Genomic DNA, 16,058 nt, shown 5'->3' with positions numbered 1-16,058 from the left:
GCGCTGGAGGAGCCGAATGCGATGACCCGCACGTTCGGTTCTGTGAGAGGCCCATGCAACTATGCATGGGCCTACTCTATTGGTTTTTCGTAGGGGAATCTGCAGTATGGATTCCTAGAAGTAGAGGGCGTGGCACCTTCTAGTTACAAGCGAACGACGTTTGGCTAAAGAGGTCATCGTGGCACGAACAGCATTTTTACAGTTGATAAAATCGCTAAAACGCAGTATCATTCATTAATAATGATTCTCAATCGCAATTGGTGACTTAAGGAGTGAGTTGAGCATGGAACAGAACGAATTGTTTGATGTAACGGTTATTGGCGGGGGACCAGCGGGTCTGTACTCGGCTTTCTATAGTGGACTTCGGGAAATGAAGACCAAAATCATTGAATTTCAACCGCATCTCGGCGGCAAAATACATGTATACCCCGAAAAGATGATCTGGGACGTAGGCGGCGTCACCCCAACCCCAGGAGCGAAGCTGATTAATCAGCTTGTTGAGCAAGGACTGACGTTTAGCCCTGAAGTGATATTGAATGAGAAAGTGGAAGCTCTCGCTAAAAACGAAGACGATATCTTCGTCCTGCGCACCACATCAGGTCAGCTGCACTACTCCAAAACCGTGATCGTCGCTGTCGGCTCCGGCATTCTTAACCCGAAAAAGCTGGAAATCGAGGGCGCAGAGCGCTACGAAGTTTCCAATTTGAGTTATACGGTGAAGTCGCTGGAGCGCTTCAAGAACAAAACGGTAGTCATTTCCGGTGGCGGCAACTCGGCGGTGGATTGGGCGAATGAGCTGGAGCCTTTCGCGAAACAGGTGATTCTGAGCTATCGCAAAGACCAGCTGACAGGACACGAGGCCCAAGTGAAACAGCTCCAGAATAGCTCTGTGGCATTTTTTTTGAACACCTCCATTACGAAACTGTTTGCTTCTGGCGAGGATGCCTCCATTGAAAGAGTGGAACTAACGAATCATGAAACAAGTGAAGTAACCTCCTTCCATGTGGATGAAGTCGTTATTAACCATGGCTATGATCGCGACACGACCCTGCTGGAGAATAGTGAAATCGAGATCGACCGAGCGGAGAATTACTATATCGCTGGTAATGCGAACAGTGAATCCTCTGTGCCAGGGCTTTATGCTGCTGGGGACATTCTTCATCATCCAGGCAAAGTACATCTGATCGCGGGAGCCTTCCAAGACGCGGCAAATGCGGTGAACAAAGCAAAGCAGTACATTCAGCCTACTGCCGAGAGTTATGGGATGGTTTCCTCGCATAATCAAGCTTTTAAAAAGCGCAATAAAGAGCTAGTGAAGCAAATGTTCCAATCGTAATATGGTTAAGCTACATATATCCCGTCTATAAGAGCACCCCTGGGGGTGCTTTTTTGCCATCCGGAAGCGTGTCGGTCTTAAGACGGAGGTAAAACCTGAGGAGTAACCTTATAATTTCTGTAGAAGATGTCTTTGAAAGGAGTACTACGATATGAATGCTGAAACGCTCATCGGTTATGGTATCGGTGCTGTAGTTATTATTTTAGTTATTTGGTTAAGAACGCGCGGAAAAGCAAAGCCAATTCGAAATAAAGGAAGAGGCATGCTCATTCCCGTTTTCCTGCTGCTGATTGTGTTCGGGCTTAGTATTAACTCACTGACGCATGTACCAGATCATCCTTTTCATATACCGGCTGTATGGGAGTTGCTGTGTGCGGGTGTGCTCGGCGTGGCGTTGGGCAGTATTATGCTCTACCATACGGGTTACGAGAAGCGGGAGGACGGATTGGTTTATTCGAAACCTAACCCCAACTTCAAATATGTGATTATCGCCGTCATTGCGGTCCGATTGATATTATCTCAGTATTTCAAAGGGTTGGATCCCTCCGAATTCGCTGTACTAACGATGGTTATGGCGTATTTGTACATTTGCGTGTGGCGGATCGGCAGCTTCCTCAAGTATCGAAAAGTGAGTGCCAGCTAGCACAGATCGTTGGAATGAAAAGCACCCTTTGTGGTGCTTTTTTGCGTGGGGGGAACTGACGAAGCAGGGCCGTGTGCGGGAAATCCGGATGCACGGTTTGAGGGGGAGTCTGCTGGAGTATTCTCGCGTGTTTTCTACGGAGTCGGATGAATGGATTGGTGTCTGGAAGTGCGTAACTGTAGGGGGAAAAGGAGGCTTAAGGAGCAAATAGATGGAATTTATACAGTTATCTTGCAGTTTTTTTCCTTGTAACGCGCAATAGATGTAAAATATACAGTTAATTCCTTTTATTTAGCCAAAATGGACGATAATAGCTAATTTTAACTACATAATTTCCAGTTAAATCGAGGTTTCGAAGGAATTCTTAGAAAATAGATGGAGTTTTTCCAGTTAATGAAGTGTGTTGGGGGCGCCGATGGTAGCAAGAGTAGTAAATGTAACAAGGGGAGTAAGAGTAGAAAGAGTAGTAGGAGTAAGAGTAGTAGGAGTAGGAGTAGGAGTAGGAGTAGAAAGAGTAGCAAGATAATAAGAGTAGCAATTGCACCAGTAGCCCCATCAAGAGCACAATTAGTAGCATCATCAACAAATAGCACCAGTAGCACCCGATTATCAGCATCACGACCAGAACGACCACCAGTAGCACCACGATGATCAGCATTACCACCACTAGCACCACCATCCGCGCACTCCCAAGTTCCCCCGCAGCCCCGGACTTTGCTATAATAAAAAGAACTACATAGAAGCAGGTGATTTCCCATGCTAGTGATCAAGTCAACCGAAGTGCAAGAGCTGCTTGGGATGCAAGCTTGCATCGAAATCATGGAAGCGGTCCTCGCTGATTTGGTGAATGGACAGGCTGTACAAGCGCTGCGTTCCGTCGTTCCGCTGCATGGCGGCAATGTGATGGGGCTGATGCCGACGTATTTGAAAAGAGATGAGAAGGTTGGCGCCAAGGTGATTACCGTTTTCCCCGGTAATCATGGAAAAGGCTTTCCTTCACATCAAGGGTTTGTTTCATTGTTCAATTCGACCAATGGTCAATTGGAGGCGATAGTGGATGGCACCCGAATCACTGCCATCCGCACTGCAGCGGTCAGCGCAGTAGCAACGAAGAGGCTGGCTAAGCCCGAGGCCGCGACCCTTGCCGTGATCGGCACGGGCGAGCAAGCCCGCACGCACATCGAGGCGATGCTCCTCGTGCGCCCGATCACACAGATCAAGGTATGGGGGCCGAACCCGGCCCATGCCGAGCAATTAAAGGCCGAGACGGCAAGCCGGTATCCGGCTGTCCTCGTCTCATGTGCATCCTCCGCGCAGGCGGCTGTGGCGGATGCGGACATCATCTGCACGGTGACGGCGTCGACGACGCCGATCGTGCAGGGTGCCTGGATCCAAGCAGGCGCGCACGTGAACGCCGTCGGCGCCTGCCGAGCGAAAGACCGCGAGCTCGATACCGAGCTGGTGCGCCGGGCTGAGCTCTTCGTGGACCGGACAGAGTCCGCTGTGAACGAAGCGGGTGACTACCTGATCCCTCTGCAGGAGGGAGCCATTAGTAAAGATCACATTTTAGCTGAAATAGGTGAGCTGTTGGTAGGTGCCAAAGAGGGAAGGCGCTCGGCCACGTCTATCACGCTGTTCAAATCATTAGGACTTGCCTGCGAAGACCTCGCAGCAGCGAACTACATCTACAAAGAAGCAATTCGCACACACAAAGGAACCCACATTGACTTCTAGGAGTGAACAACGATGAACGCGACAGAGGGACTATATCCTTTTAACCTTACACCCGAGCAAGAAGAACGCGCACGAGAGCTGCATGAGAGCTCGATTATTATCGATTTTTTGTTCCAGGGGCCGTTGTCTCCCAAGGCAATTCCGGATGCCGTTTCGGAGGACATTCGGGAGGCGTGCGAGCCCTACCGTGAAGACCCATGGACATACAGCGCGATGCCGAGCAAAATCATTCACGACATGGCGGCTCGCGGGGAGATCTCCGAGTTTAAGGACGAATGGTACCGTTCTGGTATCACGGCAGGTAATCGGCAGCTGGATGTATCAAGCGTGGACAAGATTCTTATCTCCATGGGTGATATTCAACGTCAATTCGATGCGAACGACTGGCTTGTGAAAGCAGTGACAGCAGAGCAAATTCGCGCAGCGAAGGCGAGCGGCCTCAAAGCAGGGATCGTAACTGCTCAAGAAACCGATGGCTTAGGCAAAAATCTCGAGCTCCTTGAGGCGATGTATAATTTTGGGCTGAGAGTGCTGCAGCTGACGTATAACAATCAGAATTATATTGCTTCCGGCTGTGCGGAAGAGGCGAATGGCGGCGTGAGCAAGTTCGGTATGCGTTTTATTAGCAAAATGAATGAGCTAGGCATCCTCGTCGATACGAGCCACTGCGGCAAACAAACGACCCTAGACGCGTGCCGGCTTTCTACTGCGCCAGTGATTGCTTCGCACACCGGTGTGGAGAACATCTACCCGCATATGCGCTGCAAAAGCGATGAAGAATTCAAGGCGATCGCCGCAACGGGCGGCGTCATTGGAGTGTTCGCGATGCCGTGGTTCGTCCACGGGGATCCGAATGATACGACGATCGAGCATGTGCTTGATCATATGGATTATCTCGTCCGACTGGTCGGCGTGGACCATGTCGGTATTGGCACGGACTGGCCGATGAGTGATGTGGCGTGGTCCTTGGTGTATTTTAAAGAGCATATCGCGCCTCGCATCGGGTTCGCCAAAGGGGATGGACCCTCGACGGAAACGGTGAAGGGGCTGGAGAAATACAGTTATTTTATCAATTTTACCCGTGGTTTGGTGGCAAGGGGTTACTCGGATGAGGATGTCCGGAAAATGATGGGCGAGAACTGGTTGTGCGTATTTGAAGCAGTGTGCGGATAGGAGGATGGCGGAGATGAACACGGGGACGACGGTTTACAAATTGTATGCGGCTGGCGTGTATGAAGGAATGATTAGGTTTACGGATGGTGCGATTATGCATGCTAAGGTCGATTCACGTCGGCGTACGCAGATGCAGGAGAATGTGCTGGCTGAGACGGCGGGCTACATCCTTCCTTTGCACAAAATTAAGGGGAATCAGTCCGACTATGCAGCAGCGGAGTGGCAGGGCGATTCCGTTACGCTGGGAAATGGTGATCTGTATCAAAAGCATATCCAGTATACAGGTGAAGTGGCGGGTAAAAAGGTCGTTTCACAGGTATGGGCGTTGCGTAAGGATACCGCGCTTGATATCGTGACCGTGGATGGCTGCGTGGTAGCATTCGTGGCGCCGAACCGCTATGGCATGGAAGTGCTGGTCGTGGATGGGTATGAGGCTGTGACACCCTTGGTGGAATATGCAGACACTTCACTGTCCGCTCCGCGGTATGGAGTAAATGATCTCGGAACGGACTTGGTCCCGATGCGCGATGGCATTCGTTTGGCGACGGATGTGTATTTGCCGGAGGGCGTAGCGCCAGGAACGAAGCTGCCGACGATTCTGATCCGCACGTGCTATGATCGTAATCTGCGCAAGACGTTCTTCATGCGGTGGGCGAACAAAGGCTATGCCGTCGTCAATCAGGACGTTCGCGGGCGCGCCGATTCGGAAGGGGAGCTCGTGCCGTTCTTCTACGAGCGCGATGATAGTGCGGATACGATCGATTGGATCGTCGCGCAGGGTTGGTCCGACGGTAACGTCGGCATGTGGGGCGCGTCGTACTTAGGGTATGTGGTGACCGCTGCTTCGACTAGCGGTCACCCGAACTTGAAGGCCGTCGTGAACGAAGTGAACGTCGGATCGCCGTTCGTGGATACGGTGCGCAAAGGCGGCACCGTATGTTCCTGGCCTTTGCTTTGCTGGACGTTGGCGCAGTCGGTGGGGACGCGGACGGATTTTGATATCTTCGGGGGGCGAACGGTCAGCCCCGAGAAAGCTGTTGATGCACGGCCGATTCGCGAGATCCCGCAGCAGATGATCGGGAGGGCATCCGGTCCTTGGGATATGTGGAGCGAGCATCCGGAGTATGATGATTTCTGGCGCAACTGTACGTTTAGCGAGCGCGGGGCATATGTGAAAGCTCCGATGTTCGTCATCTCGGGCTGGTACGATGGCGACAGTGCAGGCGTGTCGGAGACATGGCGGATGCTGACCAAGCATGATGTGCCACACCGCAAAATCTGGCTCGGACCCTGGGAACACGGCCCGAATCGCGCGCGTGATCTGCTCGACACCAGCTTTGGGAACGATGCGGTTGTATATAACTACGATGTGAATGTGCTGCGGTGGTTTGATCGGTTTTTGAAAGGCATCGCCAATGGCATCGAGCAGGAGCCGCGAGCTCGGTATTATGTGGTCGGCACGAACGAGTGGCGCGTGTCCGAGGACTGGACGCCGAGCGAGGCGACGGCGACGCAGTGGTTTCTGGGCAGCGGCGGGCGAGCCAATTCCAGCCTTGGCGATGGCGTGCTGACGCTCGGCTCTGAGGCTGAGGTACGTGATGACGTACCACACGGGAGAAGCGAGTCGGATTCGTACGTGTACAATCCGGAGGAGCCCGTCGCGGACAGCGGGGAGCGCGAGCCGGAGAACATGCGGCGTCATGAGCTGCGCAGCGACATCCTCGTGTACACGAGCGAGGTACTGGCGGAGGCCGTGACTGTGGCAGGCGAGCTATCTTGCGAGCTGTACGCGTCGAGTAGCGGCGTGGACACGGATTGGGTTGTGACCTTGAGCGATGTGGACCCGAAGGGGAACTCCATTAAGCTGTCGAACTACATCGTGCGCGCGAAGTACCGTGGCGGCTTGGATGCGCCCGAACTGCTGACGCCAGATGGGATCGAGAAGTACGATATTTTCATGCAAAATATCGCACATACCTTCGCGGTCGGGCATCGCTTGCGCTTTACGGTGACCTCGTCCAGTAAGATGATCGCGTTCCCGAACACGAATACCGGCTTGGATCCGTATACGGATCCTCGGCCGATTGTGGTGACGCAGAGGATCTATCACTCGGAGGCGTATCCGAGCCATGTGAAGCTGCCGATTTTGGCGTAGGAAGGTAATGGTAAATGAAAAGACACCTCGGTGAGGTGTCTTTTTCTTCTAGGCGCGGAGTGTAGGTGCCAGTGGGGCACTCGACCTTTTCGTTATATGCACAGCACGGTGAATGATACCGATGTATACAATGTCCGCAATCGTAGTAAGCAAACATAGCAACAATAATAAGATGGAATCCGGATACAGCGAGTAGCAGAGTATAGATGCGCACAAGGTGCCAATCATTTTGTAATAAGCGATGTAGATGGTCTGGCCTTTGAGTCCTTGTGTAAACGGCAGTTTGATAAACAGGATCGACATCATCAGATTGATGCCAAAGGCTGTGTATTTCCCCTCTTGATCATGGAACTCGACAATCATACCGACATGGAGCAGCAGCGAAATGACAAGTAAGGAGAAGATAGCAGGCAGGAGCAGGCGTGGTGGGAATTGCTTTTTGGCAAAGTAGACACCTTGGAATAGAATCACACAGTCGAGTAGAAACCAGACCAGTGAAATGATCATCTGCAACGGGTGAAATGGCATCATGAACGCAAACAGAAACTCCCAAGTAATATTAGCGCAAATAGCTGGCAACGGCATACCGCAGGCGCGATCCTTGAAACCTTGGATAATGATGAGGACATAGGTAACCGTCCAAAAAATAGCTAGTCCATATTGCAGGAAGAGCTCCATTTGATTAGATAGCAAGTGCTGCATCGCCATAGTGGGGAAGCACATCCTTCCGAGGGTGTCTCTTTCTATTTCTATGTACAACCTTGTAAAAAAAGAAGAGGCATCTTGTCTTCTTTTACAAATAGGTAGATAGGGAACGAAAGAAGTGTGAGTCAGGAGATTGGTGGTCTAGGAAGTCGGAGTCTGATGACACATAGGAAGGTGTGAAGGGGGAGGAGTGAGCATGTGGGAGATGGTAGAAATGGATGGATACGAGTGGAGGAAGTGTAATTAAAAGTAGCTAGGGGTGAAGTTGAGTTGGTGGGATTGTAGGAATGGTGGATATGAGTTCAGGAGGAGCGATTAGTGTGAGTAGTCAAGGGTGAAGCTGAGCTGGTCGGGGGATTGGTAATAGTATGGGATGAATGTTGGGAGGGTCGAGAGCGATAAGGTGAGGAGAGCTGAGAATGAGGAAGAATGATGTTAGGAGAGTGGGAATTAGGATGATTTGAAAGGTTTTTGTATGGTAGAGGGGGATATTGTTGTGCAATAGATGTGAAAAGTACATCTAATTTACGCGATTTTAGCTCAAATTATAAAATAAATGGAAAATATGTAGTTAATAGTACTCATATTGGCCAATTGAAGTAAATTGCTCGAGTTTAACTGTAGGATATCCAGTTATCCTTTCAAATTGGTTAATTTTAATGAAATTAACTGTAGTTTTTACAGTTAAACGGCTGGATGCCGGGCCGCCGTGGCCTGATCGTCACGCACCGCCGCCAGCGCCAGCGCCTACCGCACGCACGCCGTCGCCTGCCGTTCACTCGTGCAACATCCATGCTCCTCCGACCGCCTCCGCCACCGCATATCGTCCCTCCACCTCTTTGAACATTTTGTGACCAGAATTGGATAAATGTTAGTTGAACTCATGCGAAGTTAATAGTTTCTATTGAATTCGCTCTACATTTTGCCGATATGATAGGCTTGGGATTAGAGAGAGAGTTCCATAAATTGAAATTTCGGAGGATTTAGATGCAAGCGAGGACTAGATTAGCAGAGTGGATGAGACATACGCAAGTCAAAATGAAATTGAAGCAAAAATTGATTGGTTCTTTTGCAGTTGTGTTACTGTTTATGGCTATTTTGGGCCTTACCGATATGGTAAGGATGAAAAATATGAAGCAGGATATGACGGAGATTGCTCAGAACTGGATGGCCGGAACGCAGCTCATACAAGAATTCAGCTACTTGACGGAACATATTGCGAAGGACCTAGTAGGTGTTCACAATCAGATGGATACTTCAGTGAAACTGGAGTTAGCGCGTGATATTCAAGCAACGATGAGCAAGGGAGATAAGGCGATAGAGAGCTATGGCAAGACCTTAGCGAATGAAGAAGATGAGAAGAATTACAACATGATTCTAGAACAATGGGGTAATCTACAAAGCAACTATCTCAAGTACAGTAAGGCAACGGATCAGATTGAATTGATTAGGCTCTATGATGAGCTAACACAAAGCTATAATTTTGTACAAACGATATGTCGCAAAATGGTTGCTTTCAACCAGCAAGGCGCAGATGATAGTGTGGAAAAGAATGCAGTGGCGTATCGCAGCAGTATCGTAAGCGGGGTTAGTCTACTGATTCTCGCCGTGCTGATATCCGTTGTAATTACTTGGGTGATTGTCCGCAACATGACGAGACCCGTTATTGCCGCATCCCACGTACTGGATCGTATGGCAGAAGGGGATCTGACGGTTTCGGAGCTGCAGTTTACGAATAAAGACGAAATAGGCGTCCTCGTTCAAGCGGTAAATGGCATGATGCGTCAAATGCGCGAAGTCATGGCCCGGATGCAGGAATCATCCAGTGCGGTAGCCTCCTCTTCTGAGCAGCTGTATGCGAGCTCGGAGCAAAATAGCGAAGCCTCCCAGCATGTCGCTGTGGATATTCAGACCATTGCAACAGAAGCGGAAACACAGCGCATCAACGCGCTGGAATGTGCTCGCGCTATGGATGAAATCACGATAGGGGTACAACGTATTGCTGAAACGACGTCAGATGTTTCCGATCTGTCGGCCCATGCATCCGAGCAAGCGCGCAATGGCCAAGCGGATGTTCAACATGTCACGATGAGCATGAACGCCTTAAGCAGTGTGGTAACGCAGGCGAACCAAACGATTCACCAACTGGCTGAGCATTCGCAGAATATCGGGAAAGTCTCGCAGATGATCGGTGAGATCGCAACCCAGACGAATCTTCTGGCTTTGAATGCCGCTATTGAAGCAGCGCGTGCGGGTGAAGCGGGCAAAGGCTTTGCAGTTGTGGCTGAAGAGGTTCGCAAGCTTGCTACGCAAACGGGAGAATCGGTTGGGGCAATTCGAGGTGTGGTCACCAGTATTCAGCAGGATACGCAAGAGGCGGTCAAAGCGATGGACGCGGGACTTGCTGAGGTTCAAAAAGGGCTGCAATCCGTTGATCGCACAGAGCTAAGCTTCCAAGCCATTGTTCGTTCTGCTGAAGAGGTAGCTTCCAAAATCCAAGAGACAGCCGCCGCAGCACAGCAGATGGCCGCTAGCTCGCAGCAAGTTGCCGCAACGGTCACCAATATGGAGCATGTAGCGAAAATCACCTCGGAGTTGTCGCAGAGTGTAGCTGGAGCCACTGAAGAACAACTGGCTTCTTCCCAGGAAGTAACGTCATCTTCTCAGATGCTCGCCTCCATAGCCCAAGATTTACAAGATGTGATCAATACATACAAAATGAACTAATATACATACAACCGACACGGAAGACACCCTAAGGGTGTCTTTTCTCATCGCTGCATTTGCGTAGAGTGATCTCGATGATTTAAACTAGCAAGGCATGGAAAAATAACATTAACCAAGGATGGAATTCCATATGAATATGATTACGAATCAGTTTTCGATGAATGATCTGAAGAAGTTTAAGCACGAAATTACACGCTTTATGATGACCTACAAGTTTGCGCTGGATGAAATGGAAACCAGGATTGATATCCTCGTTCAAGAATTCGAGATGCTGCATGAATATAACCCGATTGAACATACGAAATCTCGGTTGAAATCGCCGGAAGGTATTTTCCAAAAGCTGATGAGAAAGGGGGGAGAGCTCTCTTTCGAAGGCATTAAGGGCAGCGTGAAAGACATTGCCGGCCTGCGAATTACATGCTCATTCGTGTCCGATATTTATGTCATTTCCAAGATGCTTAGGAATCAGAACGACCTTCATATTTTGAGCGAAAAAGACTATATCAAAAATCCGAAGCCTAATGGCTACCAAAGCTTACATTTACTCATTGAAGTGCCTGTACATATGTCGGATCGTGAAGAGCGCGTCTGTATGGAAGTACAAATTCGTACAATTGCCATGGACTGTTGGGCGAGTTTGGAGCATAAAATATTCTATAAATTTAATGAAGGCAACCAAGCCGTACCTGCTCGTCTCTTAGAAGAATTAAAGCAAGCAGCAAATTCAGCGGCGGCACTCGATTCACAGATGGAACGGCTGCACGCGGAAATCAGTGTGATTAAGGAAGAGCAGGCGGATATGGCTGAAGATGCCTTGAATCAAATCATGATCAGCAATCAGAAATTTGCTTTACCGAAAGCGCTGCTAGCGCTCATGAGTGATGAGGAGTCCTAAGTGGCAGATGAAGGTAATTGGGTGATGCAGGTGTTTTCGTGCTATAATGGAAGGATCGGATTGAGAAGGGTGCGAAAACATGCAATCATTTGAAGACTGGAATCAAAAGGTGAAGACAACGTTCAACGCGACTAGCAATGAAGCAGTGCTCACGGTAATGGAAGCGGGTAAAATTCTAGGTTTATCGAAAGATCAGATGAAGCAATATGTGGACAAGAACAATTTAACCAAAGTACCAATTATGCGAAGCGTGCACCGTTATCTTTTATTAGAGAGTGAGATCACTGAGATTGTGGGGAAATAAGTAGATGAAGGTTCAAAATTATGTCAATCATCGACGTATGCATCCGTTGTTTCACTATCTGTTTTCCTTGCTGGCACTAGGCTTAGTAGTTCTATCTATTGTGGAGCTGATTAGCGCTATACAGGCTGACAATCAGGTACTGCCAGCGGTTATGTTTGTCCTCATTGCTATTATTGTAGTTGTGATTTTTCTGTTGATCCGTTCCTACCCTATCAAGGCGCAGGATCGGGCGATCCGGGCGGAAGAGAACCTTCGGCACTTCGTGCTGACACAGGAGCTGCTAGATAAGAAGTTGACGATCGGGCAAATTACGGCTTTACGTTTTGCATCGGATGAAGAATTTCCAGCACTTTGTAAGAAGGCAGCAGCGGAGCGAATGACGCCGGATGCGATTAAGAAAGCAGTTCGCAGCTGGAGAGGCGACAATTTCCGAATATAAGATCATGTGAAGAAGACGCATCCGCGGATGTTGTCTTTTTTTGTGTTTACCTGCGTCATTCTGTTGAAAAAGTAGTTATTTTTTCCTAGGACTTCTGGTACAATTTTAGGGAAGAAGTAGGATCGTTTAATATTAGAATGAGGTGTCGTGTGAGTAGCTCGATTAGTAAGACCTATCGTTCCTTCTTGGATAAAATAACAGAGGATAAGAAGGAATACAGAAAGGTATTTCTGTTATTTGCCTATTTATTCTTCGTAGTTTCAGCATCAACCATCGGACGAACGGCGGCAGATACACTCTTCTTGAGTCGGTTCGACAATTCCTACTTGTCCTTGATGTACCTGCCGCAGGCACTCGTCATGATTACGGCGGGTATCGTGTTCCAGCGGTTCTCGCCTAAAGTACGCTTAGAAACGCTCCTTAAGCTGATGATTCCGCTGATCTCAACTTTCGTGCTGATCTCTAGATTCGGCGTAGGGCTCGAGCTGCGCTGGGTGTTTCCTGTCATCTACATCGGATATGATGTGTTCAATTTCCTAATGATCGTCTGCTTCTGGCAGTTCGCAACATCGGTTATGGACCAGCGGAAGGCGAAGCAGATGATCGGTCTCGTAGGCAGCGGCGGGATTACGGGTGGGATTCTGAGCGGTTTCGGGCTGAAAGTGCTAGTTCCACTTGTTGGAACGGCGAATTTAATCTATGTGTATGCAGGTCTGCAATTACTCGGTCTTGTCGCTGTGTTTGTTGTCTTGGGCATGACCAAAGATCAGGGGGATTCGAAGGCAGCACAGGCACGTAAAACCTCATCGAAGTCGTCATCCGTCCAGCCCAAAGGGGGACTTTTTGCGAACGTACCGCATCTCAAGTATGTCGCCATTCTAGCGGCTGCACTCGTCGTGTCGCTAACCCTCATAGACTATCAATTCAAAGTCATCCTGCGTGGCACCTTGCAAAACGAAGCATTAGCCGGCTTCATGGGAAGCTTCTATGGTTTCTCGGGATTGATTGCCCTCTGTGTACAATTATTCGTGTCAGGGCGAGTGATTACAAGGTTCGGTGTGATGACTGCGCTGTTAATTTTCCCGATCGCGCTCTTCGCGGGAAGTCTCGGGATTCTGGTATTGCCTGTTCTTGCTATGGCGGTTGTAGTCAAAGGAAGCGATAAAGTCGTTGGGGACACGATCTACTCTTCCGTGAGCCAATTAGTGATGTTCCCCGTTCCTCCCGAATGGCGGAATAAAGCGAAAGGTTTCTTGGACGGGATAGTTCGTAACGGTGCCAAAGGACTTGCGGCTATCTGCCTTCTCCTTGTTACACGATTCGTAGCCCCTGAGAAGCTGAGCTATATTGTGTTGGTTTTGCTCGTTGTGGGAATTTTTGCAGGCATCAAGGTAAAGAAAGCGTACTTAACGACGCTTCTGTCTAATCTGAAGACAGGTGGCGACGACCTGCAAAAGGTTGAGCTGAATCTGATGGATTCCGTGACTCGGCAAATCTTGATCGATGCGTTGAATGGTGCGGACAAGGGGCAAGCGCTGTATGCTTTTGGCCTTTTGAAGGAGACAAGTTCATTTGATCTAACGCCGCATTTGGACGGTTTATTGCGTCATCCCATACCCGAAGTTCGCTTAGAGGCATTGGCGTATGTGGAGATGAAGGTGCCAGAAGGTTTTGAGCCTGTTTTGCAGGAACTGATCGGATCTGAGCATGTACAAGTTAGAGCCAGGGCGATTATTGCCCTTTCCGCTTATGCGGAAGAAGATTACGTTGATGAGATTACTGTGCATTTGGAAGACGCATCTGTCGAAGTTCAAGCAGCAACGATTGCTGGTCTAGTCAAATATTATAGTATTGAAGGCATGTTCCGTGCGGTTGGGAAGCTGAAAGAGATGATGGAGAGCGGGCACGAAGAGGAACGGATCGCCATGGCCGCGTTATTCGGACAAATTCGGGTGAAAAACTTCTACAAGCCGCTCATCTCCCTTTTGCAGGATAACTCTCCATTGGTTCGAATTCGGGCCTTGGAGTCTGCGGCAATCCTGCACGTGCCTCCATTACTTGTACCGATTATTGGCATGCTCAAAGATAGCAAAACCCGGCGCTATGCCATAGACGCACTCGCGGCATACGACGAAGATGATGTGCTGCCACAGCTGGCACCTTACTTGGAACAACAGGAAATTAGCTTGTATTTGCCTGCTGTGTTTGAGCGTATCGGGACACAACAATCGATGGACATGTTGTTTGCTTGCTATGAGAAGGCGCCATACGCCTTGCGTGACCGTATCCTAGAGTCATTGCAACGCATGAATAAGCACTTGCCTCAACCAGATAGCCGTAAAGTGGAGGCGTATATCTTTCAGGAGCTTGCGCTTTATGCGCAATTCGCTGAGCATGGTGGCTGCGTTGTTGGCGTAGATGAGTATACAGAAGTAGAGAAGATGATCGGTGAAATTCGGACAGCCATTACTCGGCGTGTGTTTCTACTATTGGCGCTTCTAAAAGATGGTCAAACCATGCAGGCCGTGTATCTGGACTGGTCGGAAGGGGACTCGCGTCAGCAAGCCAATGCCGAAGAGGTTATTGATCAGACACTTCAAGGAACATTGCGTACAGAGATGGCCAAGTTTATGGCCGGTTCCCGCAAACTGTCCAAGGTAGCCGCAAGCAAGGTGGAACTAAATCTGCATTTGAGCTGGCTAGCTGAGCAAGGTGATGAATGGCTGACTCAAACGATCCAGTACCATACTCTGCGAAAGTCGTCAGAAGTGGTGGTGAACGTTGAGCTTGCAGATCTCATGCATCGGGTACAATTGCTTCGTCGTGTTTCGTTATTTCAAGGTCTTACGAGCAGAGACTTATCTGTTATTGCCAAGCGCTTGCATAAATTAGACGTCGAGCAAGGCAATACAATCATTAGAGAAGGCGACCCAGGCGATTCCCTTATGCTCGTAGATGAAGGCAGAGCGGGCATATATCGCAATAAGCAGCTCCTCGGCGAGTTGAATCTCGGTGATTGTTTCGGTGAGATGGCGATTCTGACGAACAGTGCACGTACTGCAACGATCAAAGCGGAAGAAAACATGGTGCTGTGGCGTCTGGACTCGTCTGTGTTCTACGATATGATGTTTGATCAGACGAGCATTGCTGTTGAAATGATGAAGCTGCTTTCGCGCAGACTGCGTTCGGAGCTTGCGCGGGGTCAGGGGAAAGGGCAAGGGCAAGCTTCCGTGGCGGAGCAAGGCGAAGAGCTGATGGAGGATCAGGGACAAGCTTTGGCGGAGGGGCAAGAGCAAGAGCAAGGGCCAGGGCCAGGGCAAGAGCAAGGGCCAGGGCCAGGGCCAGGGCAAGAGCAAGGACAAGGGCAGGGGCAGGGGCAAGGGCAAGGGCAAGGAGAAGAAGGGAATGAAGCAGCTCAGGCGGAGGCTGCCGTAACGGTATTGCAGGAGCCGCAGGCGGCGACGGAATTGACGAGGGATGAAGTAATTTTACGCCGGGTCCTCGTCTTGCAGAAGATTGACCTTTTTGCCCATTTGGGCCCGAGTGACTTCATGTGGTTAGCCCAAATGGTCGAAGAAGCTGCCTACGAGCCTGGCGAAGCAATCTGCCGTGCAGGAGACTTCGGAGATACGATGTATGGCATCATCGAGGGAAGTATCCGCGTTCACCGTGGCAGCGAGGAGTACGCGCTGTTAGGCGAGGGCGCATTCTTCGGCGAAATGGCCATCATCGACAGCGGCCCGCGTTCAGCGGATTGCACAGCGAAGGAACCAACCGTGCTGCTTCAGCTGCATCGTGACCTCGTGCTGAGCTTCTGCTTCCAGAACATCGATGTGCTGCGCAGCATGATGCGCGTCATTGCGGATCGCCTGCGAGGCATGATCTAGCTTGGTAGTCCACAATTGAAACCAGAATGGTATAGGTTACGGGTTAAGGGTAAGCGAAGC

Annotated in this window: 11 protein-coding genes; 10 read left to right on the top strand and 1 reads right to left on the bottom strand. The window is 49.8% G+C overall.

Features of this window, described 5'->3' with window-relative positions:
• The first annotated feature begins 283 nt into the window (after positions 1-283).
• From A8708_RS00775 to A8708_RS00755, 5 genes are all read left to right on the top strand, one after another.
• Entirely contained in the window at positions 284-1,336 is a 1,053-nt protein-coding gene (locus tag A8708_RS00775; RefSeq protein WP_068661637.1) for an NAD(P)/FAD-dependent oxidoreductase, read from the top strand.
• Between the two features lie 151 nt (positions 1,337-1,487).
• Positions 1,488-1,979, top strand: a complete 492-nt coding sequence (locus tag A8708_RS00770) for a CcdC protein domain-containing protein (RefSeq protein ID WP_068661636.1) — start codon at positions 1,488-1,490, stop codon at positions 1,977-1,979.
• A 756-nt stretch (positions 1,980-2,735) separates the two neighbouring features.
• On the top strand, positions 2,736-3,713 hold the full coding sequence (locus A8708_RS00765; RefSeq protein ID WP_068661635.1) for an ornithine cyclodeaminase family protein: 978 nt from the start codon (positions 2,736-2,738) through the stop codon (positions 3,711-3,713).
• A gap of 12 nt (positions 3,714-3,725) precedes the next feature.
• Entirely contained in the window at positions 3,726-4,886 is a 1,161-nt protein-coding gene (locus A8708_RS00760; protein WP_068661634.1) for a dipeptidase, read from the top strand.
• Positions 4,887-4,899: 13 nt separating this feature from the next.
• Entirely contained in the window at positions 4,900-7,041 is a 2,142-nt protein-coding gene (locus A8708_RS00755; protein WP_167355839.1) for a CocE/NonD family hydrolase, read from the top strand.
• A gap of 48 nt (positions 7,042-7,089) precedes the next feature.
• On the opposite strand, the gene A8708_RS00750 is transcribed toward A8708_RS00755, so the two are convergent.
• On the bottom strand, positions 7,090-7,749 hold the full coding sequence (locus A8708_RS00750) for a transmembrane-type terpene cyclase (RefSeq protein WP_082927183.1): 660 nt from the start codon (positions 7,747-7,749) through the stop codon (positions 7,090-7,092).
• 984 nt (positions 7,750-8,733) lie between these two features.
• Here A8708_RS00750 and A8708_RS00745 point away from each other — a divergent pair.
• The 5 genes from A8708_RS00745 (at position 8,734) to A8708_RS00725 (ending at position 15,998) form a co-directional block, all read left to right on the top strand.
• Positions 8,734-10,473 carry a methyl-accepting chemotaxis protein gene (locus A8708_RS00745; RefSeq protein WP_068661632.1) on the top strand — a complete coding sequence of 580 codons (1,740 nt, stop codon included), beginning with the start codon at positions 8,734-8,736 and terminating at the stop codon, positions 10,471-10,473.
• Between the two features lie 136 nt (positions 10,474-10,609).
• Positions 10,610-11,368: a GTP pyrophosphokinase gene (locus tag A8708_RS00740; protein ID WP_068661638.1), complete on the top strand. Its 759-nt coding sequence runs from the start codon at positions 10,610-10,612 to the stop codon at positions 11,366-11,368.
• 79 nt (positions 11,369-11,447) lie between these two features.
• Positions 11,448-11,672, top strand: coding sequence for a hypothetical protein (locus A8708_RS00735; RefSeq protein ID WP_068661631.1), 225 nt, complete (start codon positions 11,448-11,450; stop codon positions 11,670-11,672).
• A gap of 4 nt (positions 11,673-11,676) precedes the next feature.
• Positions 11,677-12,111, top strand: coding sequence for a DUF6526 family protein (locus tag A8708_RS00730; RefSeq protein WP_068661630.1), 435 nt, complete (start codon positions 11,677-11,679; stop codon positions 12,109-12,111).
• Between the two features lie 149 nt (positions 12,112-12,260).
• A complete protein-coding gene (locus A8708_RS00725; protein ID WP_068661629.1) occupies positions 12,261-15,998 on the top strand; it encodes an Npt1/Npt2 family nucleotide transporter in 3,738 nt (1,245 codons plus the stop codon).
• Positions 15,999-16,058: the final 60 nt, after the last annotated feature.

The sequence above is a fragment of the Paenibacillus oryzisoli genome (genome assembly GCF_001653565.1).
Classification (GTDB): domain Bacteria; phylum Bacillota; class Bacilli; order Paenibacillales; family NBRC-103111; genus Paenibacillus_E; species Paenibacillus_E oryzisoli.
This window is presented reverse-complemented; position numbering and strand designations above follow the sequence as displayed.